The organism is Pseudomonas sp. WOUb67, from assembly GCF_050058005.1.
GTDB classification, from domain to species: domain Bacteria; phylum Pseudomonadota; class Gammaproteobacteria; order Pseudomonadales; family Pseudomonadaceae; genus Aquipseudomonas; species Aquipseudomonas putida_R.
This window is the reverse complement of sequence record NZ_CP170112.1, coordinates 2574492-2599176: the sequence shown is the minus strand read 5'-3', so window position 1 is coordinate 2599176 and position 24685 is coordinate 2574492. Positions and strand designations below refer to the sequence as shown.

Annotated in this window: 14 protein-coding genes; 10 read left to right on the top strand and 4 right to left on the bottom strand. The window is 65.1% G+C overall.

The window, feature by feature from the left end:
• Position 1: 1 nt before the first annotated feature.
• Positions 2–760: a thiol:disulfide interchange protein DsbG gene (gene dsbG, locus ABOC32_RS11805; protein WP_426811123.1), complete on the top strand. Its 759-nt coding sequence runs from the start codon at positions 2–4 to the stop codon at positions 758–760.
• 289 nt (positions 761–1049) lie between these two features.
• On the opposite strand, the gene ABOC32_RS11800 is transcribed toward dsbG, so the two are convergent.
• Complete coding sequence (locus ABOC32_RS11800) at positions 1050–14003, bottom strand: non-ribosomal peptide synthetase (RefSeq protein ID WP_426811122.1); 12954 nt, start codon at positions 14001–14003, stop codon at positions 1050–1052.
• Positions 14004–14308: 305 nt separating this feature from the next.
• Here ABOC32_RS11800 and ABOC32_RS11795 point away from each other — a divergent pair, with 305 nt between their 5' ends.
• On the top strand, positions 14309–14839 hold the full coding sequence (locus ABOC32_RS11795; protein WP_426811121.1) for an RNA polymerase factor sigma-70: 531 nt from the start codon (positions 14309–14311) through the stop codon (positions 14837–14839).
• 165 nt (positions 14840–15004) lie between these two features.
• Here ABOC32_RS11795 and ABOC32_RS11790 read toward each other — a convergent pair whose 3' ends face one another.
• Both ABOC32_RS11790 and ABOC32_RS11785 read right to left on the bottom strand, forming a co-directional pair.
• On the bottom strand, positions 15005–16018 hold the full coding sequence (locus ABOC32_RS11790) for a GNAT family N-acetyltransferase (protein WP_426811120.1): 1014 nt from the start codon (positions 16016–16018) through the stop codon (positions 15005–15007).
• A 221-nt stretch (positions 16019–16239) separates the two neighbouring features.
• Positions 16240–17040 (bottom strand): substrate-binding periplasmic protein, encoded by an 801-nt coding sequence (locus ABOC32_RS11785; RefSeq protein ID WP_426811119.1) that lies wholly within the window; start codon positions 17038–17040, stop codon positions 16240–16242.
• A 183-nt stretch (positions 17041–17223) separates the two neighbouring features.
• Between ABOC32_RS11785 and ABOC32_RS11780 the strand changes: the two genes are divergently transcribed.
• Together ABOC32_RS11780 and ABOC32_RS11775 are read left to right on the top strand one after the other, a co-directional pair.
• The gene (locus ABOC32_RS11780) at positions 17224–17775 is read left to right on the top strand and encodes an exonuclease domain-containing protein (protein WP_043203869.1); all 552 of its coding nucleotides are present in this window, start codon (positions 17224–17226) and stop codon (positions 17773–17775) included.
• Between the two features lie 73 nt (positions 17776–17848).
• Positions 17849–18133: a pyrimidine/purine nucleoside phosphorylase gene (locus ABOC32_RS11775; RefSeq protein WP_043203870.1), complete on the top strand. Its 285-nt coding sequence runs from the start codon at positions 17849–17851 to the stop codon at positions 18131–18133.
• A 114-nt stretch (positions 18134–18247) separates the two neighbouring features.
• Here the strand turns inward: ABOC32_RS11775 and ABOC32_RS11770 are convergent, their stop codons facing one another.
• Complete coding sequence (locus ABOC32_RS11770; protein WP_426811118.1) at positions 18248–18940, bottom strand: alpha/beta family hydrolase; 693 nt, start codon at positions 18938–18940, stop codon at positions 18248–18250.
• Between the two features lie 50 nt (positions 18941–18990).
• Between ABOC32_RS11770 and ccoN (ABOC32_RS11765) the strand changes: the two genes are divergently transcribed.
• The 6 genes from ccoN (ABOC32_RS11765) to ccoO (ABOC32_RS11740) all read left to right on the top strand — a co-directional run bounded on the left by ccoN (ABOC32_RS11765) (position 18991) and on the right by ccoO (ABOC32_RS11740) (position 24683).
• Positions 18991–20415, top strand: coding sequence for a cytochrome-c oxidase, cbb3-type subunit I (gene ccoN / locus ABOC32_RS11765; protein ID WP_016498649.1), 1425 nt, complete (start codon positions 18991–18993; stop codon positions 20413–20415).
• Positions 20416–20428: 13 nt separating this feature from the next.
• Positions 20429–21037 carry a cytochrome-c oxidase, cbb3-type subunit II gene (gene ccoO, locus ABOC32_RS11760; RefSeq protein ID WP_016498648.1) on the top strand — a complete coding sequence of 203 codons (609 nt, stop codon included), beginning with the start codon at positions 20429–20431 and terminating at the stop codon, positions 21035–21037.
• Positions 21038–21042: 5 nt separating this feature from the next.
• Positions 21043–21246, top strand: a complete 204-nt coding sequence (locus ABOC32_RS11755; protein WP_028613387.1) for a cbb3-type cytochrome oxidase subunit 3 — start codon at positions 21043–21045, stop codon at positions 21244–21246.
• Positions 21243–22184, top strand: a complete 942-nt coding sequence (gene ccoP, locus ABOC32_RS11750) for a cytochrome-c oxidase, cbb3-type subunit III (protein ID WP_426811117.1) — start codon at positions 21243–21245, stop codon at positions 22182–22184. Before ABOC32_RS11755 ends, ccoP begins: the two co-directional genes overlap by 4 nt.
• 448 nt (positions 22185–22632) lie before the next feature.
• Complete coding sequence (gene ccoN / locus ABOC32_RS11745; RefSeq protein ID WP_016488339.1) at positions 22633–24075, top strand: cytochrome-c oxidase, cbb3-type subunit I; 1443 nt, start codon at positions 22633–22635, stop codon at positions 24073–24075.
• Complete coding sequence (ccoO, locus tag ABOC32_RS11740; protein ID WP_016488340.1) at positions 24075–24683, top strand: cytochrome-c oxidase, cbb3-type subunit II; 609 nt, start codon at positions 24075–24077, stop codon at positions 24681–24683. Before ccoN (ABOC32_RS11745) ends, ccoO (ABOC32_RS11740) begins: the two co-directional genes overlap by 1 nt.
• Positions 24684–24685: the final 2 nt, after the last annotated feature.

The following is a 24685-nucleotide window of genomic DNA, read 5'->3' as shown; positions in this document are numbered from 1 at the left end:
CATGCGACTGACTGCACTGCTGCCCCTATCCCTGGCCCTGCTGGCCGCCCCGTCCCTGCAAGCCGAAGAGCTGCCCAAGGCGGTTCAGCAACTGCAAGCCAAGGGCGCCGTGATCAAAGGCAGCTTCGACGCGCCCAACGGCCTGCGCGGTTATGCCGCCGAGTACCAGAACAACGCCCTGGCCCTGTACCTGACACCCGACGGCAAACACGTGCTGGTCGGCAGCCTGTTCGACGAACAAGGCAAGGACCTGAGCGCCGAGCCACTGGAAAAGCTGGTGTATGGGCCGATGAGCAAGGCCATCTGGGCGAAGCTGGAGAAAACCGCCTGGATCGCCGACGGCAAGGCCGATGCGCCACGCAAGGTGTATTTGTTCAGCGACCCGAACTGCCCGTACTGCAACATGTTCTGGGAACAGGCGCGGCCGTGGGTGGAGTCTGGCAAGGTGCAGTTGCGCCATATCATGGTCGGCATCATCCGCGAGGACAGCCCGGGTAAATCGGCGGCGCTGCTGGCCGCGAAAGACCCGGCCAAGGCATTGCAGCAGCATGAAAAGGCCGGGAAGGCCAGCACGCTGAAGGCACTGGAGCAGGTGCCGGAAGCCGTGCAGCAGAAGCTGGCGGCCAACATGGCGTTGATGGAAGAGATGGGGTTGCAGGCGACCCCGGCGATTTTCTACCAGGACGAACAGGGCAACCTGCAGAGCCAACAAGGGGCGCCGCGGCCGGAGCTGCTGGGCAAGATACTCGGCAAACGCTAGCGCATGTCTTGAGTTTTGTAGTGGGTCGCAGATCGAGCGCCGCCCGCGCGGCGCATCGCGAGCTGCGCTCGCTCCTACGTTTGTTTTTGGCCAGTCACGCCTGTTACAGGCGCGCGCGACCGCCTTGTTTGTCCAACGCGATATCGTGCCATGCGCCAGGGCGTTCGCGCGCAGATGCCACAGGAATAACTGGCCCGAAACAAACGTAGGAGCGAGCGCAGCTCGCGATGCGCCGCGCGGGCGGCGCTCGATTTCCGCCGCCCCGCAAAACCTAAGGCGAACCCTAACCCTACAACCCCTCCAACTCGGCCATCAGGTCACTGAGCCGGTCGACCTTGTCGTCATCCAGCGCACTGCCCTGCAACCCCTGCACATACTCGGCCAGCTCCTCCACCGTGCTGCACTCGAACATCGCCCGCAGCGGCACGTTCAGTTGCAGCTGCTTCTGCACCCGCGAGGCGATCTGCGTGGCCAGCAGCGAATGCCCGCCGAGCTCGAAGAAGTTGTCGTGCACCCCCACCCGCTCGGCCTTCAGCACATCGGCCCAGATGCCCGCCAACACGTCCTCCAGCTCGTTGCGCGGCGCCTGATAGGCCTGGCTGTGCTGGCCGCCGATGTCGATGGCCGGCAGCGCCTTGCGGTCGAGCTTGCCGTTGGCGTTGTGCGGCAGGCTGTCGAACCAGCCCCAGTGCAGCGGCACCATGTACTCCGGCAACTCGGCACGCAGGCGTTGCTTGATCTGCTCCAGCAATGCGGCATCGGCGGCGATACCCTGGTGTGCCACCAGGTAACCGACCAGGTGCTTGCCATTGACGCCTTCCTGCACGCCCACCGCTGCATCACGGATTTGCGCCTGTTCGTGCAGCCGGGCTTCGATCTCGCCCAGTTCGATGCGGTAGCCGCGAATCTTCACCTGGTGGTCGATGCGCCCGACGTACTCCAGCACACCGTCCGGGCGCTGGCGCGCCAGGTCACCGGTGCGGTACAGGCGCTCGCCTGCAGCACCATGGGGGTGAGGGATGAATGCCAATGCAGTGCGCACCGGGTCGCCGACATAACCACGGCCCACACCGGTACCCGCCACGCACAGCTCGCCCACCGCGCCCAGCGGCACCAGTGCCTGCTCTTCGTCGAACAGGTACAGGCGGTTGTTGTCGGTCGGCGTGCCAATCGGCAGGTAGCTGCCTTGGGTCGACGCGGCATCGACGCGGAAGAACGCGACGTCATCGGAGCATTCTGCCGGGCCGTAGGCGTTGACCAGGCCGATCTGCGGGTAACGTTGCAGCCATTGCGCGGCCAGCTCCGGTGGCATGGCTTCACCTGTCGGCAGCATCCAGCGCAGGCCGTCGAGGGCCTGGTGGTCGTTGGCCAGCATGCCCTGGATCAGCGACGGCACGCTTTCCAGCACGGTGATGCCGGTGGCTTGCACATGCGCCAGCAGGCCCTGCGGATCATGGGCGATGGCATTCGGCACGATCTCCACCTTGGCCCCGAACAACGGCGCGGCAAGGAACTGCCACACCGAAATATCGAAGCTCTGCGAAGCAGTCTGGGCGATCACGTCCTGATTGCTCAACGCCAGGTACGGCACCTTGCTCAACTGGTTGTTGAGCATGCCACGCTGCTCCACCATCACACCTTTAGGCAGACCGGTCGAGCCTGAGGTGTAGATCACATAGGCAAGGTTGTCCGGGCCACTGTGGATGCCAGGGTTGTGGCTGGCAACCTGGCTGGCCTGGATGTCCTCCCATACCAGCAGCTGTGGCCGTACCGCAGCGTCAAGTTCAACCAGCAACTGCCGGCCTTGCTCGGCACAGGCCGCGCTGCACACCAGCACCGGGGTACGGCTGAGCTGGATGATGCTTTGCAGGCGCGCGGCCGGCAGCCCCGGGTCCAGCGGCAGGTAGCCGGCGCCGGCCTTGAAGCTGCCGACGATCATGCCCAGCAGCGGCAGCCCGCGCTCGGCCAGCAGCGCCACTGGCTGGTCTACCTTGACCCCTGCTGCGATCAGGGCGTGACCGAGGCGGTTGGCCGCCAGGTTCAGCCCGGCGTAGTCGTAGGAGGCCTCCAGGCAGCGGGCCACGGTACGTTCAGGGTGCGCAGCCACCTGCGCTTCGAACTGCGCGATGTAGCTCTGTTCCAGCGGATACGCCCGCTCGGTGCGGTTGCAGTCTTCCAGCAGGAAGCGCTGTTCTTCTGCCCCCAGCAACGGCAGCGCGCTCACCTCCCCGTCGAAGCCCTGCACCAGCGCCAGCAGCAGGCGCTTGAACTCGGCCAGCATGCGCTCGACGGTCGGGTAGTCGAAGTAGCGCTGGTCGAACGACAGGTGCAGGCCCAGGTCATCACCCGGGTAGCACACCGCCGTCAACGGGAAGTTGGTGTGGGTACGGCCCGAATCGGAGCTGGCGTTCAGGTGCTGGGCGTGGTCGAGCACGGCGGTTTCCACCGGCGCGTTCTCGAACACGAACAGGCTGTCGAACAGCGGCTGGCCCTTGGGCAGCTCGCTGCATTCCTGGATCGCCACCAGCGGCAGGTATTCGTACTCGCGCAGTTCCATGTTGCTTTGCAGCAGGCCCTGCAACCACTGGCGCACACTGCAACGCTCACCCGATACAGGCAGCTGCACACGCAAGGCAACGCTGTTGATGAACAGGCCGACGGTGCGCTGCATCTGCGGCATGCTCACCGGGCGCCCGGCCACGGTCACGCCAAAGGCCACGTCGCGGTCGCCGCTGTAGCGCGCCAGCACCAGCGCCCAGGCCGCCTGGGCGAAGGTGTTGACGGTAAGCTGATGGGCCTGGGCCAGTTCGCGCAGGCGCACGCCTTCACTCACCTCCAGGCGGGTGTAGCAATCGCCGACGATCATGCCGCTACCGGCATGATCATGACGCAGCGGGCGGTCGCTGGGGATGGCGGTGGCGCGTTCGAAGCCGGCCAGGTTCGCCTGCCACCAGGCGCGTGCATCATCCAGGCCCTGGCGCTGCAACCAGCCGATGTAGTCGCGGTAACGCGGCGGCACCGGCAGTTGGGCCTGGCGGCCTTCACCGAGGGCCTGGTAGACCTCGAAGAAGTCGTTCATCAGCAGCGAGCGGCACCAGGCATCGATGAGGATGTGGTGGTTGCTCATCATGAACCAGTAGCGCTCGTCGGCCACGCGCACCAGGCGCAGGTGGAACGGTGCTTCGCTGAGCAGGGCAAACCCGGCCTCGCGCTCCTGCTTGTGCAGGGCTTGCAGGCGCTGCTCCTGGGCGTCGTCAGCCAGGCCGCGCCAGTCCTGGTAGTCCACCGCCAGGTTGCCCGGCTTGTGGATGATCTGCAGCATCGCCTCGCCGCTGTTCCAGCTGAACGAGGCGCGCAATGCTTCGTGGCGTGCTACCACGGCCTGCCAGGCGTGGGCGAAACGCTCAGGGTCCAGGGCGCTGTTGATGCGGTAGCGGTCCTGCATGTAGTAAAGGCCGGTGCCCGGCTCCAGCAGGGTGTGCAGCAGCATGCCTTCCTGCATCGGCGTCAGCGGGTAGACGTCCTCGATCTGCGCAGCCGGTACCGGCAGTGCGTCGATCTGCTCCTGGGTCAGGTGCGCCAGCGGGAAGTCCGACGGGGTGAAGCTGCCATTGCCATCGGCCAGGCAATGCGCGACCAGCGCCAGCAGCTCCTGGCGATAGGCCTCGGCCAGGCGGGCGACGGTCTGCGGGTCATAGCGCTCGGCGCTGAAGGTCCAGCGCAGTTGCAAGGCGCCGCCATACACCTGGCCATCGACGCTCAGCCAGTTTGGCAGCGGTGCATCGAGGTCATGAGCCAACCCAGCCGGGGCTTCCAGCGGTTGGAACAACGCTGCGCTGTCGAACTGCTGGTCGAACTGGCCCAGGTAGTTGAAGGTGATGCGCGCCTGCGGCAAGGCCGCCATCTGTTCGCGCACGGCCGGGTCGGCCAGGTAGCGCAGTACGCCGTAGCCCTGGCCCTTGTGCGGTACCTGGCGCAGTTGTTCCTTGATGCGCTTGATCGAACCGGCCCGCGCCGCATCGTCCTCGCCTGGCAGCGGGTGCAGGCTCAGCGGATAGGCGTTGGTGAACCACCCGACGCTGCGGGTCAGGTCCATGTCTTCGAACAGCCCGTCGCGGCCGTGGCCTTCAAGCTGCACCAACACTTCCTCATCGCCGCTCCACCGGCTCAAGGCCCGCGCCAGTGCGGTCAGCAGCAGGTCGTTGACCTGGGTGTGGTAGGCGGCAGGGGCCTGTTGCAGCAGTTGCCGGGTCTGCTCCACGTCCAGGCCGATGGCCAGTGTCTGGGCGTGGCGGTGCAGGTTGCCACCTTGCGGGTGATCGCACGGCAGTTCGCGGCGCACGCCGCCCAGCTGGCCTTGCCACCAGCCCAGTTCGTCGCGCAGCGAATCGCTGCCGGCGTAACTGGCCAGGCGCGCGGCCCAGTCGCCCATGGTGTGGGTCTTGGCCGGCAGCGGCTGGCCACGATAAAGCGCCTGCAGGTCTTCCAGCAGCACCCGCCAGGACACGCCATCGACTACCAGGTGATGGATCGCCAGCAACAAGCGCTGGCTGCCCTGCCCGTCACGCACCAGCAAGGCGCGCAACAGCGGGCCCTGTTGCAGGTCGAGGCTGCGCTGCAGGTCGGTGTACAGGGCCTGGCAATCGGCGAAATCGGCAACGGTGGCAGTCCACAGCAGTTGCTCGGCGGCAGGCTGGGCGTACTCGGCCTGCCAGCGGCCACGGGCCTCGCTGAAGCGCAGGCGCAGGCTGTCGTGGTGCTGCACCAGCGCAGCCAACGCCTGTTCGAGCGCGGCCTCCTCCAACGGTTGGCGAGCCTCCAGCAGCACCGCCTGGTTCCAGTGCTGCGGCTGTGGTACTTCGCTGTCGAAGAACCAGTGCTGGATCGGCGTCAGACCGGTCTGACCCTGGCGCAAGCCCTGCTCGATGCTGCTGGCGGCTTCGCTGTGCTGAACCACGGCCGCCAGGGTCTGGATGGTCTGGTGCTGGAACAGGTCGCGCGGGGTGAACTGCAAGCCGGCCTGACGGGCCCGGCTGACCACCTGGATCGACAGGATCGAGTCGCCGCCCAGTTCGAAGAAGTTATCCTGCACACCCACCCGGGCCACGTTGAGCACGTCACGCCAGATCTGCGCCAGCTGCGCTTCCACCTCGTTACCAGGCGCCTGGTACTGTTGCTGCGCCTGTTCCAGGTCCGGCAGTGGCAGCGCACGGCGGTCGAGCTTGCCGTTACCCATCAACGGCAGGCTGTCGAGCAGCACCAGGTGCGCGGGCACCATGTAATCCGGCAGGTGCTGGCGGGCATCGGCCTTCACTGCTTCACGCAGCTGGCTTTGCGCCTCGCTGCCAGCCGTGGCCTGCTTGCACACCAGGTAACCCACCAGTTGCTTGCCGCCCGGTAGATCCAACGCCAGCACCACGGCCTCGTCGACATCGGCATGCGCCTGCAAGCGGCTCTCGATTTCGCCCAGTTCGATGCGGAAACCGCGAATCTTCACCTGCTGGTCGGCACGGCCGACGTACTCGACCAGGCCGTCAGTGCCCAGGCGCACCAGGTCGCCCGTGCGATACAAGCGGCCGCCTTCAGTGCAGAACGGGTCGGCAACGAAGCGCTCGGCGCTGAGGCCCGGGCGGTCGTGATAACCCTGAGCCAGGCCGGCACCGCCCACGTACAGTTCGCCAATGCCACCTTGCGGCAACAGGGCCAGGTCTTCGTCGAGGATGTAGGCCGTGCGGCTACCGATGACACGGCCAATCGGCACGCTGCCAAGGTCCGCTGGCAACACCTCTGGCGCCAGGCAGGCCAGCGGCATGACCACGGTTTCGGTCGGGCCATAGGCGTTGAAGAACTGCTGCGGCGCAAAGGCCTGGCGAATACGCTGCAGGTGCTCGCCAGTCAGCGCTTCGCCACCGGTGATCACCAGGCGCACCGGCAGTTGTTCGCCCTGCCCGCCCAGGTATTGGGCCAGCTGGCTGCCGTAGCTGGGGGTGAAGCCCAGAACGCTTACCTGCTGCTCGCGCACCAGTTGGCAGATGTCCTCGGCGCCCCACTGCCCTTGGGCGCGCAGCACCACGCGGGCACCGCACAGCAACGGCACCCACAGGCGCTCGCTGGCAGCATCGAAGTTGATCGAATAGAAATGCAGCTCGCAGTCATCGCTGCGCATGCCGAACGCGGCGATGACCGCCTGGCAGTGCATGGCGAACTCGCCATGGCTGACTACCACGCCCTTGGGCTTGCCGGTGGAGCCGGAGGTGTAGATCAGGTACGCCTGATGCTGCGGCAGGTTGACGTTGTCCAGCGGCGCATCGCTGTAGGCCGACAGGCTGGCAGCGTCGTCTTCCAGGCTCCAGCGGGCCACGCCCTCAGGCAGCTCGCCGAGGGTTTGCAGTAGCTCACGCTGGCTGAGCAGCAGGCCGATGCGGCTGTCTTCGATCATGTAGCGCAGGCGGTCAAGCGGGTACTCGGGGTCGAGCGGCACGTAGGCGCCACCGGCCTTGAGGATGGCCAGCAGGCCGACGACCATTTCCAGCGAGCGCTCCAGCGCCAGGCCCACGCGCACCTGCGGGCCGACGCCACGCTCGCGCAGGGCGCGGGCCAGGCGGTTGGCCTGCTGGTCGAGTTCGGCATAGCTCATGTGCTGGCCGGCGAAGGTCAGCGCGCCAGCCTGTGGCGTGCGCGCCGCTTGGGCGGCGAACAGGCCGTGCAGGGTCTGGTCGAGGTCGAAACTGTGCTCGCCCTGCAACTGGCCCACCAGCACCTGCTGCTCGGCGCCGCTGAGCATCGGCAGCTCGCACAGGCGCTGTTGCGGGTTGTCCAGCAAGCCCACCAGCAGGTGCTGCCAGTGCTCGGCCATGCGCGCAATACGTGGCTCGTCGAACAGGTCACGGCTGTAAGTCAGGCAGCAGCCAAGGCGGCCGTCGAGGTCGGTGACCTCCAGGTACAGGTCGAACTTGGTGGCACTGGCATCGTTGACCAGGTAATCCACCTGCATGCCGGCCAGTGTGCGGCTTTGCTGGAAGGCCCAGCGCTGCACGTTGCACATCACCTGGAACAGCGGGTTGTAGGCGCTGCTGCGCGGCGGCTGCAACGCTTCCACCAACTGGTCGAACGGCAGGTCCTGGTGCGACTGGCCTTCGATGGCGGCCTGGCGCATCTGCTCCAGCAGCGCGTTGGCGGTCATCTGCCCGTCCAGCTCGCAGCGCAGCACCTGGGTATTGAGGAAGGCGCCAATCAGGCCTTCGCTTTCCGTGCGGATGCGGTTGGCTACCGGCGCGCCGATGCGCAGGTCACGCTGGCCGCTGTAGCGGTGCAGCAAGGCGGCCAGCGTGGCGGTCATGGTCATGAACAAGGTCAGGCCGCGCTGGCTGTTGAAGGCATGCACGCGGGCGACCACTGCCGGGTCGAGTTCAAAGCGGTACAGCTCGCCGCGGTGGCTCTGCACTGCCGGGCGCGGGCGGTCGGCAGGCAAGGCCAGCACCGGGTGCTCGTCGCCCAGGCGCTCTTTCCAGTAGGCCAATTGACGCGCGCCCTCGCCGCTTTCCAGCCATTGCCGTTGCCACACGCTGTAGTCCAGGTATTGCACCGGCAGCGGCGCCAGCGGCGACTCGCGGTCATCGACAAAGGCTTCGTACAGTTCGCCCAGCTCGCGGGCGAAAATGTCCATGGCCCAGCCTTCGGTGACGATGTGGTGCAGGGTCAGCACGAAGAAGTGCTCGCGCTCGTCAGCCTTGACCAGGCAGGCGCGCAGCAGCGGGCCGCGCTCCAGGTCGAACGGCTGGTGCGCCTGGTCATCAGCCAGTTGTTGCAGGCGTTGCTGGCGGGCATCGACAGGCAAGGCACTGAAGTCCTGCCAGTCGAGGTGCAGGCCACTGTCTTCGGCCACGCACTGATACGGCACGCCGTCGATGCTGGGGAAGGTGGTGCGCAAGGTTTCATGGCGCACGATCAGCGCCTGCAGCGCACGCTCGAAAGCGTCTACGTGCAAGGTGCCGCGCAGGCGTGCCATGCCGCCGACGTTGTACGCCGGGCTGTCCGGCTCCATTTGCCAGAGGAACCACATGCGCTGCTGCGAATACGACAGCGGCACCGCCTGACGGCGATCGACGCGGGCGATTGCGCCTTGCAGATTGCGCTCGCCGGCGGCGCGAATGCGGGCGATCTCGGCACAGAAGGCGCCCAGTTCGCTGGCTTCGAACAGGGCCTTGAGCGGCAGCTCGACATCGCAGGCCTGGCGGCTGCGCGAGACGATCTGGGTGGCCAGCAGCGAGTGCCCGCCCAGGGCGAAGAAGTCGTCCTGCAGGCCGACGCGCGGCAGGTTCAGCACCTCGCGCCAGATGGCGGCGACCTGTTGCTGCAACTCGGTGTGTGGCTCGACATGTTCGCGTTGCTGCCACACCGGGGCCGGCAGCGCCTTGCGGTCGACCTTGCCGCTGGGGCCCAGTGGCAGCTGTGCCAACGGGATGAGCTGCGCCGGCACCATGTACGCGGGCAGTTGCTGAGCCAGCACGGCCAGTACTTCGGCTGGCTGCGCACTGCCACTGTAATAACCCACCAGCTGTGCACCAACGGCGTCCTTGTGGATCAGCACCAGCGCCTGTTCCACACCCGCTTGTGCCAGCAGGCAGGCCTGCACTTCTTCAGGCTCGACGCGGAACCCACGCACCTTCACCTGCTGGTCGAGGCGACCGAGGTATTCCAGGGCCTCCAGCTGCACCTGCCAGCGGGCGCGGTCGCCGCTGCGGTACAAGCGCTCGCCCTGGCCGTCGGCCTGGGGCACGAAGCGCTCGGCAGTGAGGCCGGGGCGGCCCAGGTAGCCACGGGCCAGGCCCGCGCCACCGAGGTACAACTCGCCCGGCACACCGGGGGCGGTCAGCTCCAGCTCATCGTCCAGCACGCGGCACAGCACATTGCCCAGCGGACGGCCGATGGGCGAACGCTCGCCGTCCGCCACCTGGCAATGCCAGTGGGTGACGTTGATGGCGGTTTCGGTCGGGCCATAGCGGTTATGCAACTGCACCTGTGGCAGCACTTGCAGCACGCGGTCACGCAGCGCGGCGGGCAATGCTTCGCCACCGGAGAACACCCGGCGCAGGCTGCTGCAGGCGCCCGCCTGCGGCTCCTGGACGAACACCTGCAACAGCGGCGGCACGAAGTGCAGCGTGGTCACGCCATGGGCCTGCACCAGCGCGGCAATGCGCTGCGGGTCACGGTGCTCACCGGGGCCGGCGAGTACCAGTTTGCAACCGGTTACCAGCGGCCAGAAGCATTCCCACACCGACACATCGAAGCTGATCGGCGCCTTCTGCATCAGCACGTCGCTGTCATTCAGCGCGTAGGTGGCCTGCATCCACTGCAGGCGCTCGGCCAGCGCCGCATGGGTATTGCCCACCCCCTTGGGCTGGCCGGTAGAGCCGGAGGTGTAGATCACATAGGCCAGGTTGTCGCCGTGCAGGTGCAGGCCTGGCGCGTGGCTGGGCCAGCTGTCCAGGTGCAACTGGTCGAGGGCGATGGCGCTGACCCCGTCGACCTGCGGCAGCTTGCCCAGCAGGCTGCTGTGGCTGAGCAACAGGCCGGCGTTACAGTCGCCGAGCATGTAGGCCAGGCGCTCGGCCGGGTAGTCGACGTCCAGCGGCACGTAGGCGCCGCCGGCCTTGAGGATGGCCAGCAGGCCGACCAGCAACTGCGGCGAACGCTCGATGGCAATGGCGACGCAGGTGTCGGGGCCGACGCCTTTGTCGCGCAGGTAGTGCGCCAAGCGGTTGGCCTGCTGATGCAGCTCGGCGTAGTCGAGGCTGCCGCCGTCCCAGGCCAGGGCGGTGCGCTGCGGGGTCAGGCGTGCCTGCTCATTGAGTTGCTCTACCAGCAGGTGCTGCGGTGCGGTAGCCGGCGCCTGGCCCCACCCCAGCAGTTGCGCGCGGCCAGGCGCGTCCAGCAGTTGCACCTCGCCCAGCGCCCGCTGCGGCGCGGCGCATACCTGCTCCAGCAGCGCCAGCAGGTGATGGGCCAGGCGTTTTACGGTGCTGGTTTCGAACAGCTCCGAGGCATAGTCGAAAGCCAGGCTCAGGCGGCCCTGATGGTCTTCTTCACTGTGCAACTGAAGGTCGAACTTGGCTTCGCGGCTGTGCCACGGCAGCTCCTCGGCCAGCAGACCCGGCAGCCGGCGCAGGGCCGACAGGTCACGTTGCTGGTGGTTGAACATGACCTGGAACAGGCCTTGCTCGCGGGCTTCGGGGAGCGCTTCAACCAGCTGTTCGAACGGCAGGTCCTGGTTAGCCTGCGCCTCAAGGGTAGCTTGGCGCACCTGGGCCAGCAGCTGCGTGAATGGCAGGCGGCCATCGAGCTGTGCACGCAGTACCTGGGTGTTGATGAAAAAGCCTACCAGGCCTTGGGTTTCCAAGCGCGGGCGGTTGGCGTTGGGCACACCGACCCGGATGTCAGCCTGGCCGCTGTAGCGGTGCAGCAGCGCCTGCCAGCCGGCCAGCAGGACCATGAACAGGCTGGCCTGCTGTTCGCGGGCCAGGCCCTTGAGGGCTTCGGCGAGTTTGGCCGGCACCTTGAGGTTGAACCGCGCAGCACTGTGTTCGCGCTGGCTGGCGCGGGGGTGGTCGGTGCACAGGTCGAGCACCGGCAGCTCATCGCCCAACTGCGCCTTCCAGTGCTGCAGTTGGCGTTCGGCTTCACCGGCCGCCAGCCATTGGCGCTGCCAGGTGCCGTAGTCGGCGTAACCCAGGGTCAGCGGCGCCAGGTTGGCCTCCAGGCCTTGGCAGCGGGCGGCGTAAAGCTTGGCGAATTCATCCAGCAGGATATTCAGCGACCAGCCGTCAGCGACAATGTGGTGCAGGGTCACCCACAGCTGGTGGTGTTCGTCGTCCAGGCGTGCCAAGGTCACGCGCAGCAACGGGCCTTGGGTCAGGTCGAACCGCTGACGGGCCTCGGTTTCACGCTGGGCGCTGACCTGCTCGGGGGTTTGGCCTTCAAGACCCAGGCGGCGCAGGCTGAACGGCTGTTGCGGCAGGATGCGTTGCAGGGCCTGGCCGTTTTCTTCGCTGAATACGGTGCGCAGGGATTCGTGGCGCGCCACCAGCGCCTGGAAGGCGGCTTCCAGGGCACTTTCGTCCAGTTCACCGCGCAGTTGCAGGCCGGCCGGGATGTTGTAGGCCGCCGATTGTGGCTGCAACTGCCACAGCAGCCACAAGCGGTTTTGCGCCAGCGACTGGGGCAAGGCCTGGCCGCGCTCCAGCGTTGCGATGGTGGCGGTGCCGGCAGCGCCTTCGGCGATGATCGACGCCACAGCGTTACTGTAATCGGCCAGCACCGGCGCTTCGAACAGGGTGCGCAGGCTCAGGTGGATACCCAGCTCATCGGCCAGGCGCGCAGTGGCCTGGGTGGCAGCGATTGAGTTGCCGCCCAGCAGCAGGAAGTGGTCGTCCGCCGCAACTGCCTCTGTCTTGAGGACATCGCGCCACACAGCGGCGATGCGTGCTTGCAGCTCATCGCCCGCAGCCGCGCTTGCAGCGGCTTCGCTCACATCAGGGAAGCGGGCGTAGCAGTCCAGGCTGCCATCGTCCATGCGCAGGCGGCAGGCCGAACGCTGCAGCTTGCCACTGGAGGTCTTGGGCAGCGCGCCCGGGTTCAGCAGCAGGACCACGGCCGGGGCCTGGCGGCAGGCGTCGGCGATCACCTGGCGCAGGGTCTTGATCAGGTCCTGGGGCTTGATTGCCTTCTGCACGTTGCGGCTGATCTCCACCGCCACGCCGATGCCCTCCTCGCCCTGCTGCTCGACGGCAAACACGGCCACCCGGCCTTTGCGCAGCACCTCGACTTCGCGTTCGAGGGTTTTTTCCAGGTCCTGCGGGTACAGGTTCTGGCCACGCACGATCAGCATGTCTTTCAGCCGCCCGGTGACGAACACCTCCCCCTCGCGCATGAAGCCCAGGTCGCCGGTGCGCAGCCAGGTCTGGCCGTCCATTTCAACGAAGGTGCGCGCGCTGGCTTCGGGGTTGCGCCAGTAACCCAGGGCGATGCTCGGGCCACCGGCCCAGATTTCGCCGACCTGGTTGTCGCCCAGCCTCTGCAAGCGCTGCGGCTCGACGACACACACCGGGTGACCGGGCTGCGGGTAGCCGCAGCTCATCAGCACGCTGCCTTTGCCCGGTTCGGCGCGGTTGGCGGCGAAGGCTTCGGCGTCCAGTTCCAGCGCCCCGATGCCCTGGCCACGGCGGCTGCCGCTGACGAACAGGGTGGCTTCCGCCAGGCCGTAGCTGGCGAAGTAGCTCTGCGGGTCGAAGCCGCAGGCCTGGAACTTGTCGGCGAACGTCGCCAGGCTGTCCTGGCGGATCGGCTCGGAGCCGGAATAGGCCACGCGCCAGCGGCTCAGGTCGAGACCGGCCAACGAGGCCTCGCTGACCCGCTCGCTGCACAGGCGGTAGGCGAAGTCGGGGCCACCGCTGATGGTGCCGCCATACTCGCTGATGGCCTGCAACCAGCGCTGCGGCCGGGCCAGGAAGTAACCCGGCGACATCAGCACGCACGGCACGCCGCTGAAGATCGGCTGCAACAAGCCGCCAATCAGGCCCATGTCGTGGTACAGCGGCAACCAGCTGACGATCACGTCGTCGGGGTTGAGGTCGATACCGAAGCCCTGGCGGATCAACTGCTCGTTGGCCACCAGGTTGCCATGGCTGACCTGCACGCCCTTGGGCAGCGCCGTGGAGCCAGAGGTGTACTGCAGGAAGGCGATGTCATCACCTTGCAGCACGGGCTCGCGCCAGTCCGCGGCCAGCGCCGGGTCCAGGCTGTCCACCGCCAGCAGTTCTGGGCCGTTGTCCGCCGCCAGCGCCTCCAGGCCTTGCAGGCTGCCGTGCAACGCCGCGACCGTCAGCAGCAGGCGCGGCTCGGCATCGTCGATGATCGACAGCAAGCGCTCCTGATGGTGCTGGCGCGCAGACTCCGGCGGGTAAGCCGGTACCGCGATCACCCCCGCATACAGGCAACCGAAGAAAGCCGCCACGTAGTCCGGACCGCTGGGGAACAACAGCACCGCACGGTCGCCAAAGCCGGCACGGGCCTGCAAGGCGGCGGCGATGGTGCGTGCGCGCTGGTCGAGGTCCCGGTAGCTGAGCACGGCCTGCTCGCCGGGGGCGTCGGCCAGAAAGCGCAAGGCGATCTTGTCCGGGGTCTGCGCGGCGCGTTGCGCCAGTGCCTGGACCAGCGAGAGCGGGAGTTCGAAGGCGTCCGTCATGGGGTGTTCCTGCCAGTGTCTGGTTGGGTCGGGCCGGCTGCTCCGCAAACGTGGGCGGGCAGCGCACGGCGGCCGGATGTACACAGGGGAACGGATGGGCCGAGGAAGAAATTAACGAGGATTGCGCGGGTTTGGAGGGGGCGGGAGGTGAAGCGTTTCACACTCCGGGCTTAGAACTGAAAGATACAGATACTAATTACGTTTCGTATTTGACAATCATTATCATTCTGAATAGCTTGTCGCACGTCGTAGGAAGCTTCCCAGCCTTGGGGGCCTCCTTTCCCCTCTGTGACAAGGTGATTTCCATGGCGGAACAACTATCCACAAGTAAGTGCGATTCACCATTACTGCAGGCCTTCGTCGACAATCGCAGCATCCTGGTCAAGATTGCCGCCCGCATCACCGGCTGCCGCTCGCGCGCCGAAGATGTGGTGCAGGATGCCTTCTTCCGGCTCAGCGCCGCCCCGCAGATCACCTCGTCGTTCAAGGCGCAGCTCAGCTACCTGTTCCAGATCGTGCGCAACCTGGCGATCGACCACTACCGCAAGCAGGCGATGGAGCTGAAGTACTCCGGCACCGAGGAGGAAGGCCTGAACGTGGTCCTCCAGAATGCCTCGCCCGAAGCGACCCACATCAACCTTGCCGCGCTGGACGACATTGCCGAGGCGCTGAACGAACTGCCGCAGCGTACCCGCTATGCGTTCGAGATGTACCGCCTGCACGGTGTGCCGCAGAAAGACATTGCCAAGGAGCTGGGCGTGTCGCCGACACTGGTCAACTTCATGATCCGCGATGCACTGGTGCACTGCCGCAAGACCGCCAATCGGCAGGTCTAAACCCCTGGCGACTTCCTGCAGGCCTGCCCGGCCCTAGGTAGGAGCAGCCTTGTGCTGCGAAGAGGCCAGCCCCGGCACAACATATCGCCTGTCTTGCCGGCCCCTTCGCAGCACAAGGCTGCTCCTACAAAAGACCACCCTCCCCTGCAGGAATCGCCAGGTCCCTCAAGCCAGCTTGCAACGATCGAAGAACCGCTCCCGCCCCAGAATCATCAGCGCCGCCCGCTTGTGCGGGAAGTCGAACTCTTTGTCGCAATGGAAGCACTGGTCGTGCATGTAGCCGATCATCTTGCCGTTGTCGGCACGTGGCTCAGCCACCACCCGCTGGGTACGCGGGTCATCCAGGAACAGGTAGTGCACCAGCGCCGATAGCCAGCTGGCCACCTTGTGCGGCCCGCGATGACTCTCCTCCCCCACCAGCATGTGAATGCCGCGGTCGTAGTCATCGGCCGGGTAGAACGGTGCAATGCGATCTTCCTTGGCCCAGTACGCCTCGAAGTAGGCAAACGGCTCATCATCAAAGCAGCCGATCAGCGTCAGGGTATGCGGGTCGGCCTCCAGCTTGCCCAGGTACTCGCGGTGCTGCGCCAGCGTGCCGCCCTCCTGCCAGAACGCATCCACCCGCGGGTTGTTCTGCCAGCGGTTGAAACGCTCCAGGTCGTGTTCGATCTCCAGGGTACGCAGCGACACCCAGCTACCCAGGCGCGCATCGAAGCGCCGGTACACCTCTCCACGGGGTTTGGGCGCGCGGCGCGGGTGGCGCTTGCCGTTGCTGATCTGCATCTGCTGCGGGTACGCCGCAGCCAGCGCATCGCCCAGCCAAGGCTGTGGCAACTGCCAGAACAGCGCCCGCTCGCACAGGTACTGACCGGGCTGCTCGGCTACCAGCAGCAGGCCACTGGCCAATGCCTGGGGCTGTACCTCGGGCAAGTGCCAGACCAGGCGCTGGCAGGCCGTATCGCGGGACAGCAGCCAGTAGCAGGCAGCCCACAAGGCTTGATAGGGGCGCTCAGGGCAGAGGCGCTCAAGGTGAACGTGCAAGGTAGCGCCCGCCTCCAGGCGCACCTGGATCAGGGGGCGACCTTCGAGGGTGAGGCTCAGCCAGCTGCCACCCTCCTCGGCACTGAGGCTGCGCCAGCGTGGCGGTGACTGGGGCTGCGAAGCGGCATCGAACGGCATGGGCTGGACTCACGAAAATGAAGAAAAGGCTCACTGTTGAGAACGTTGCCGCCGTGCGTGAATTTAGGGTTTGTACGAAAAGTAGCCGAGCGGCGATCAGGCAAGGCGAAAACAGGCGAGGAACGGTCGGATTCGCGCTCGACTTTACGGGTTGTAAATGAGCATTCCGAGCCTGTTTTCAACGCAGCATGATCGTCGCGCAGGCACTTTTCGTACAAAGCCTAGTCCTGGGGGACCGAGACGGTGATGCGATAGGGCTCGAAGATGCGTGCCAGTTCACCGCTGTCACGCAGGTCACGCAGCAGGCCAGCGAACGACTGCTCGCCGATGGGGGCACCCGGGCGCAGCAGGGCGTAGTGGTGATAGACCTGATCGATGCGTTGCGAAGGCACCAGCTGCGCCCTGCTGGCCGGGTTGCGCGCCAGGAAATCACTGAGGTAGGACCGCGTGACCAGGGCGATGTCGGCGCGGCCGGCCTGCACCATCAGCAGGTTGCTGTCGTGGGAGTAGGTCAGGGTCGCGTTGTAGGCCTCGCGCAGGTAGTCCGGGTCGGAGTTGAAGCGGGCGAACGCGTAATGGTAGCCGTTGAACAATGCCAGGCGTTTGTCACTCAGGTCGTCGAAGTAATGCGGGTCGCTGCCATTGGCCTGGCGGGCAACGAACACTTCGGCATCCTCCAGGCCCATGTCCACGGTCTGGTGGGCAATCTGCTCCCAGCCCCATTGCGGGTTTTCGAAAATCGCCATGTCGGTGCGTCCCTGCTGGAAGTCACCAAAACGCCGCTGGATGGAAGTGGGCACCAGGACAAAGTGATACCCCTGCTGCAAGCGGTTGAGCGCGTCGACCAGTTGCGGCAGCAGACCGGTGTCGGCCCCCTGCTCCGGGCGTACCGTGTAGGGCGGGAAATGCGCCGCGCCAATCTTCACTTCGACGGCGTCGGCAGCCCATGCCGGCGACGCCAGCCAGTACACGGCCAGCAACATCAGGGTGGACAAGGCCTTGAGGCCGGGCGCTGGAGTCAAGACGGACGCTCATCACGGTTCATGCCTGGGTCCGCTTAAGCTAGGCGTTTTCGGGAAGCTGCACAACTGCTGGTGCCTGTTCTTTGTGCCACTCTTTGTTCCAGAGCGGGCGGCAAAATGCCAGGGGGTGCCGTATGCGCGGAGTTTGGCTACGCTCTAGCAGGATCTGCAAGGGAGCCTGCTATGGGCCATTGGTTGGTGATCGACCTGGAAGCCACCACCGACGATGGTGGGTGGCCGGTCACAGAGATGGAAGTCATTGAAATCGGCGCTAGCCTGGTCACCCGCGAAGGGCGCGAAGTCGACCACTTTCAGCGTTTCGTGCGGCCACGGCGGCGGCCACAGCTGACCCCGTTCTGCCGTGAGCTGACGCACATCAGCCAGGCCAACGTGGACGGCGCCGAGCCGTTTCGCGAGGTGTGGGCAAGCTTCGAGCGCTGGCTCGGGCACCACCGTGGGCAGCTTCAGGCCTGGGTCAGCTGGGGCGACTACGACCGCCAGCAACTGCACCAGGAATGGCAACTGCACGGGCTCGACAGCCTGCTGCGGACGTTGCCGCACATCAACCTCAAGCAGCGCTTTGCCAAGGCCCGCCACCTGCAGCGCCCTACCGGCCTGAACGGTGCCCTGCACCTGGCCGGCATGCACTTTTGCGGGCAGCAGCACCGGGCCCTTGAAGATGCGCGCAACACGGCGCGGCTATTACCGTTGACCCTGCCCGCCAGCAGCCCCTGAAAGCAGATGACGAGGCCTGTGGGCTTGGGCATACTGGCCAGCCCTTTTTCATCCCCCTTTTCAGGAGTCGCCCATGTTCCAGGTCAACGAGTACTTCAACGGCACCGTCAAGTCGATCGCATTCGCGGGCGAAGAAGGCCCGGCCACGGTCGGCGTCATGGCCCCGGGCGAATACGAGTTCGGCACTGCCAAGCGCGAGATCATGCACGTGGTATCGGGCGCGCTGACCGTGAAACTGCCGGGTAGCGACAACTGGGAAACCTTCAAGGCGGGCGACAAGTTCAATGTTGCCGCTGACAGCAAGTTCCAGCTGAAAGTAGCGGTTGATACCGCTTACCTGTGCGAGTACCGCGACTAACTGTCAGCCTGTGCCGGCCTCTTCGCGGGCATGCCCGCTCCCACAGGGTTTTGCGCCAATCTTGAATTCGGTGCAGTTCTTGTGGGAGCGGGCAAGCCCGCGAAGAATCCAGCACTAGTCCTTCAGGAAATCCGCAACACTTTCAGCCGCCGCCTGCATATGCTGCGCATGGCTGAACCCCGAGGCCTTCAACGGCTTCAGGTCATGGTCCCCCGCCACCAGCCAGCTCACCTCGATTGCCGGTGACAACGCATACCCCGCCACCGCCTCGCGGTTACCCAGCGCATCCCGTTCGCCCTGCACGATCAACGTCGGTGTTTTCAACGCCGCCAGGTGCTCCACCCGCGGCCTCTCAGGTTTTCCCACCGCGTAGAACGGATAGCCCAGGCACACCAGCGCATCCGCGCCCAATTCGTCGGCCAGCAGGCTCGCCATGCGCCCGCCCATGGATTTGCCACCCACGGCCAGCTTGCCCGCGACCAAAGGTCGCACCTGCCGGTACACCTCGCGCCAGCATTCCAGCAACACCTTCTGCGGGTTCGGCGGCCGTTTGCCACCGGTAACCCTGCGCTCGGCCATGTACGGGAACTCGAAGCGCACTACCGCTACCCCAAGCGCCGCAAGCCTTTGCGCCATTTCGTCCATGAACCCGCTGTCCATCGGCGCACCTGCGCCGTGGGCCAGGATCAGGCAGCCCTTGTAGCCGTCCTTGCCCTGAACCTGTGGAGGATCGCAGCGCAAGCCTGGGACATTTCCGACCTTCGCCCATTGATCCCCGTCAATACCGGCACTTTGCCCATTAATCATGCTTGCCTCGCTGTAAAGCCTGCCAAATAACCGTGGATGGGAACCCATACATGAACACAACCAGCAGTACCGCCTATAACTACAAGGTGGTCCGCCAATTCGCCATCATGACGGTGGTGTGGGGAATCGTCGGGATGGGGCTCGGCGTCTTCATCGCCGCCCAGCTCGCCTGGCCTTCCCTCAACTTCGACCTCCCCTGGACCAGCTTCGGCCGCCTGCGCCCCCTGCATACCAATGCGGTGATCTTCGCTTTCGGCGGCTGCGCGCTGTTTGCCACCTCCTATTATTCGGTGCAACGCACCTGCCAGACCACCCTGTTTGCACCGCGCCTGGCCGCGTTCACCTTCTGGGGCTGGCAACTGGTGATCCTGCTGGCGGCCATCAGCCTGCCGCTGGGCTACACCAGCTCCAAGGAATACGCCGAACTGGAATGGCCGATCGACATCCTGATCACCATCGTCTGGGTGGGCTACGCCATCGTGTTCTTCGGCACGCTGATGAAGCGCAACACCAAGCACATCTACGTGGGTAACTGGTTCTTCGGTGCCTTCATCCTCACCGTGGCGTTGTTGCACATCGTCAACAACCTGGAACTGCCGGTCAGCCTGACCAAGTCGTACTCGGTGTACGCCGGCGCCACCGATGCCATGGTGCAGTGGTGGTACGGCCACAACGCGGTGGGCTTCTTCCTGACTGCGGGCTTCCTGGGGATGATGTACTACTACGTGCCCAAGCAGGCCGAACGCCCGGTGTATTCCTATCGCCTGTCGATCGTGCACTTCTGGGCGCTGATCACCCTGTACATCTGGGCCGGCCCGCACCACCTGCACTACACCGCCCTGCCCGACTGGGCGCAGTCGCTGGGCATGGTGATGTCGCTGATCCTGCTGGCACCGAGCTGGGGCGGCATGATCAACGGCATGATGACCCTGTCGGGCGCCTGGCACAAACTGCGCAGCGACCCGATCCTGCGCTTCCTGGTCGTTTCGCTCGCGTTCTACGGCATGTCCACCTTCGAAGGGCCGATGATGGCCATCAAGACGGTCAACGCCCTGTCCCACTACACCGACTGGACCATCGGCCACGTGCATGCCGGTGCCCTCGGCTGGGTGGCAATGATCTCCATCGGTGCGCTGTACCACACCATCCCGAAAGTGTTCGGCAAGGAGCGCATGTACAGCCTTGGCCTGATCAACGCGCACTTCTGGCTGGCCACCATCGGCACCGTGCTGTACATCGCCTCGATGTGGGTCAACGGCATCGCCCAGGGCCTGATGTGGCGCGCAGTCAACAGCGACGGCACGCTCACCTACTCGTTCGTGGAAACCCTGGTGGCCAGCCACCCAGGCTTTGTCGTGCGCTTTGTCGGCGGCGCGATCTTCCTCAGCGGCATGTTCCTGATGGCCTGGAACACCTGGCGCACCGTGCGTTCGCCAGCGCTTGACGTCGCCCCTGCGAACGCCCAGTTGGCTTGAGGAGAAACGCCTGATGAAACATGAAGTCATCGAGAAAAACGTCGGCCTGATGGCCCTGCTGATGGTGTTCGCCGTCAGTATCGGCGGCCTGACCCAGATCGTCCCGCTGTTCTTCCAGGACGTCACCAACAAGCCGGTGGAAGGCATGAAACCCTACACCGCGCTGCAACTGGAAGGCCGCGATATCTACATCCGCGAAGGCTGCGTGGGCTGCCACTCGCAGATGATCCGCCCGTTCCGCGCCGAAACCGAGCGCTACGGCCACTACTCGGTGGCCGGTGAAAGCGTGTGGGACCACCCGTTCCTGTGGGGCTCCAAGCGCACCGGGCCGGACCTGGCCCGTGTGGGCGGCCGCTACTCGGACGACTGGCACCGCGCGCACCTGTACAACCCGCGCAACGTGGTGCCGGAGTCGAAGATGCCGTCGTACCCGTGGCTGGTCGCCCAGCAGGTCGACAACAGCCACACCGACGTCAAGATGCGCACCTTGCGCACCTTGGGCGTGCCGTATTCCGACGACGACATTGCCGGCGCCCGCGACGCGGTCAAGGGCAAGACCGAGATGGATGCACTGGTCGCCTACCTGCAGGTGCTCGGCACCGCGATCAAGAACAAGAGGTGAGTGCGATGGAAATGGACATCGGCATGATCCGCGGCCTGGGCACCCTGGTGGTGATGATCGCCTTTATCGGCCTCTCCCTGTGGGTATTCAACCGCCGCCGCGACCGTGATTTCGCCGAAGCGCGCCTGCTGCCCTTCGTCGACGACCGCCTGCCCCCTGCCGGGCAGGAACCTGCTGCCACGACTGCTGCAAGGAGTAACGGGCAATGACCACCTTCTGGAGTACGTACATCAGCGTACTGACCATCGGTAGCCTGATCGGCCTGACCTGGCTGCTGCTCGCCACCCGCAAGGGCGAGAGCAAGAACACCACCGACCAGACCATGGGCCACAGCTTCGACGGCATCGAGGAGTACGACAACCCGCTGCCCAAGTGGTGGTTCTGGCTGTTCGTCGGCACCTTGGTGTTCTCGGTTGGCTACCTGATCCTCTACCCGGGCCTGGGCAACTGGAAAGGCATCCTGCCGGGCTATGAAAATGGCTGGACCGGCGTCAACGAATGGCAAAAGGAAATGGACAAGGCTGACGCCAGGTTCGGCCCGATCTTCGCCAAGTACGCCGCCATGCCCGTGGAAGAAGTGGCCAAGGACCCGCAGGCGCTGAAAATGGGCGGCCGCCTGTTTGCCTCCAACTGCTCGGTGTGCCACGGCTCGGACGCCAAGGGCGCCTTCGGCTTCCCCAACCTCACCGACAAGGATTGGCGCTGGGGCGGTGAAGCAGAAACCATCAAGGCTTCGATCATGAATGGCCGTCACGGCGTGATGCCGGCCTGGGCCGAGGTGATCGGTGACCAGGGCGTGGCCGATGTGGCTGCTTTCGTGCTGACCAACCTTGACGGCCGCAGCCTGCCGGAAGGGAGCAAGGCCGACGTGGTCAAGGGCCAGGAGATCTTCGCCGCCAACTGCGTGGCTTGCCACGGGCCTGAAGGCAAGGGTACCCCGGCCATGGGCGCACCCGACCTGACCCACCCAACAGCGTTCATCTATGGGTCGAGCTTTGCCCAGTTGCAGCAGACCATTCGTTATGGTCGCCAGGGGCAGATGCCGGCGCAGGCTGAGATTCAGGGTAATGACAAGGTGCACTTGCTGGCGGCTTATGTGTATAGCCTGTCGCAGGATAGCGCTGCTGAAACGGTGACCTCCAAGTAATACCCCGGGGCCGCTTTGCGGCCCATTCGCAGCACAAGGCTGCTCCTACAGGGATCGCGTAACACCTGTAGGAGCAGCCTTGTGCTGCGAATGGGCTGCAAAGCAGCCCCTCTCCCCGCTCTACCCCCCTCCTTGCACCCCCTCCGAACACAACTAAGCTTGTTGCCTCAGTGGGCTTCGCTCCGAAAAAACCGAAGCAGACGCGGCGCATAGCCTGTCGCCGCCCCCGAAAAAAGCTTGACCGATCGATCAGAAAAAGGTGAAAAACGGTACACATTACAAATATTTATTTGTGTACAATCGTCCAGACCCGATCACTGCGGGACATCAGTGAACGGGCCCGGACACGGGTCGGCGTACCAAAGTTGCGTTGCGGTAGCCTTGCTGGTTATCAATACTGGCGCCGATTTTTCGACCAACAAGAACATTAAAACCGTGGAACCTTAGAATGAGCACAGCAATCAGTCCGACTGCTTATAACTATAAGGTCGTCCGCCAGTTCGCCATCATGACGGTGGTCTGGGGGATCCTTGGCATGGGCCTCGGCGTCTTCATCGCCTCGCAGCTGGTATGGCCGCAACTGAACCTGGACCTGCCCTGGACCAGCTTCGGCCGCCTGCGCCCGCTGCACACCAACCTGGTGATCTTCGCCTTCGGGGGCTGTGCGCTGTTCGGCACCAGCTACTACGTGGTGCAGCGCACCTGCCAGACCCGGCTGATCTCCGACAGCATGGCCGCCTTCACCTTCTGGGGTTGGCAGGCGGTCATCGTCGGCGCGCTGATCACCCTGCCGATGGGCTACACCACCACCAAGGAATACGCCGAGCTCGAATGGCCGCTGGCGATCCTGCTGGCCATCGTCTGGGTCACCTACGGGCTGGTGTTCTTCGGCACCATCGTCAAGCGCAAGACCAAGCACATCTATGTCGGCAACTGGTTCTACGGCGCCTTCATCGTGGTCACCGCGATGCTGCACATCGTCAACCACATCTCGCTGCCGGTCAGCCTGTTCAAGTCGTACTCGGCCTACGCCGGTGCCACCGACGCGATGATCCAGTGGTGGTACGGCCACAACGCCGTAGGCTTCTTCCTCACCACCGGCTTCCTGGGGATGATGTACTACTTCGTGCCCAAGCAGGCCGAGCGGCCGATCTACTCGTATCGCCTGTCGATCGTGCACTTCTGGGCGCTGATCACCCTGTACATCTGGGCAGGCCCGCACCACCTGCACTACACCGCCCTGCCCGACTGGGCGCAGTCGCTGGGCATGGTGATGTCGATCATCCTGCTGGCGCCAAGCTGGGGCGGCATGATCAACGGCATGATGACCCTGTCCGGTGCCTGGCACAAACTGCGCACCGACCCGATCCTGCGCTTCCTGGTCGTTTCGCTGGCGTTCTACGGCATGTCCACCTTCGAAGGCCCGATGATGGCCATCAAGACCGTGAACTCCCTGTCGCACTACACCGACTGGACCATCGGCCACGTCCACGCCGGCGCCCTCGGCTGGGTGGCAATGATCTCGATCGGTGCCGTGTACCACATGATCCCGAAACTCTACGGTCGCGAGCAGATGCACAGCATCGGCCTGATCAACGCGCACTTCTGGCTGGCCACCATCGGCACCGTGCTGTACATCGCCTCGATGTGGGTCAACGGCATCACCCAAGGCCTGATGTGGCGCGCCATCAACGATGACGGCACCCTCACCTACTCCTTCGTCGAAGCCCTGCAGGCCAGCCACCCTGGCTATATCGTCCGCGCCCTGGGCGGTGCGTTCTTCGCCAGTGGCATGCTGCTGATGGCCTACAACGTGTTCCGTACCGTACGTGCCGCCAACCCGGCACAGGCTGAGGAAGCCGCCAAGATCGTCGTTGTGGGAGCGCACTGATGAAGCATGAAGCCGTCGAGAAGAACATAGGCCTGCTGGCCTTCTTCATGGTCATCGCCGTCAGCGTCGGTGGCCTGACCCAGATTGTCCCGCTGTTTTTCCAGGACGTCACCAACAAGCCGGTCGAAGGCATGAAGCCGCGCACCGCGCTGGAGGTGGAAGGCCGCGATATCTACATCCGCGAAGGCTGCGTGGGCTGCCACTCGCAGATGATCCGCCCGTTCCGCGCCGAAACCGAGCGCTACGGCCACTACTCGGTGGCCGGCGAGAGCGTGTGGGACCACCCGTTCCTGTGGGGCTCCAAGCGTACCGGGCCGGACCTGGCCCGCGTTGGTGGCCGTTACTCCGATGACTGGCACCGTGCGCACTTGTACAACCCGCGCAACGTGGTACCGGAATCGAAGATGCCGTCCTACCCATGGCTGGTCGAGAACAAGCTCGATGGCAAGGACACCGCGAAGAAGCTGGAGGTGCTGCGCACACTCGGTACCCCGTACACCGATGCCGACATTGCCGGCGCGCGTGACGCGGTCAAGGGCAAGACTGAAATGGACGCCATCGTCGCGTACCTGCAGGGTCTTGGCACCATCATCAAGAGCAAACGGTGACG

Excerpts from the sequence above, each read along its gene's own strand:
- ccoO (WP_016488340.1), top strand. The coding sequence starts at position 24,075 with ATGAAGCATGAAGCCGTCGAGAAGAACATAGGCCTGCTGGCCTTCTTC.
- ccoO (WP_016498648.1), top strand. The coding sequence starts at position 20,429 with ATGAAACATGAAGTCATCGAGAAAAACGTCGGCCTGATGGCCCTGCTG.
- ccoN (WP_016488339.1), top strand. The coding sequence starts at position 22,633 with ATGAGCACAGCAATCAGTCCGACTGCTTATAACTATAAGGTCGTCCGC.
- ccoP (WP_426811117.1), top strand. The coding sequence starts at position 21,243 with ATGACCACCTTCTGGAGTACGTACATCAGCGTACTGACCATCGGTAGC.
- ABOC32_RS11775 (WP_043203870.1), top strand. The coding sequence starts at position 17,849 with ATGTTCCAGGTCAACGAGTACTTCAACGGCACCGTCAAGTCGATCGCA.
- ABOC32_RS11800 (WP_426811122.1), bottom strand. The coding sequence starts at position 14,003 with ATGACGGACGCCTTCGAACTCCCGCTCTCGCTGGTCCAGGCACTGGCG.
- ABOC32_RS11790 (WP_426811120.1), bottom strand. The coding sequence starts at position 16,018 with ATGCCGTTCGATGCCGCTTCGCAGCCCCAGTCACCGCCACGCTGGCGC.
- ABOC32_RS11755 (WP_028613387.1), top strand. The coding sequence starts at position 21,043 with ATGGAAATGGACATCGGCATGATCCGCGGCCTGGGCACCCTGGTGGTG.
- ABOC32_RS11795 (WP_426811121.1), top strand. The coding sequence starts at position 14,309 with ATGGCGGAACAACTATCCACAAGTAAGTGCGATTCACCATTACTGCAG.
- ABOC32_RS11780 (WP_043203869.1), top strand. The coding sequence starts at position 17,224 with ATGGGCCATTGGTTGGTGATCGACCTGGAAGCCACCACCGACGATGGT.
- dsbG (WP_426811123.1), top strand. The coding sequence starts at position 2 with ATGCGACTGACTGCACTGCTGCCCCTATCCCTGGCCCTGCTGGCCGCC.
- ccoN (WP_016498649.1), top strand. The coding sequence starts at position 18,991 with ATGAACACAACCAGCAGTACCGCCTATAACTACAAGGTGGTCCGCCAA.
- ABOC32_RS11770 (WP_426811118.1), bottom strand. The coding sequence starts at position 18,940 with ATGATTAATGGGCAAAGTGCCGGTATTGACGGGGATCAATGGGCGAAG.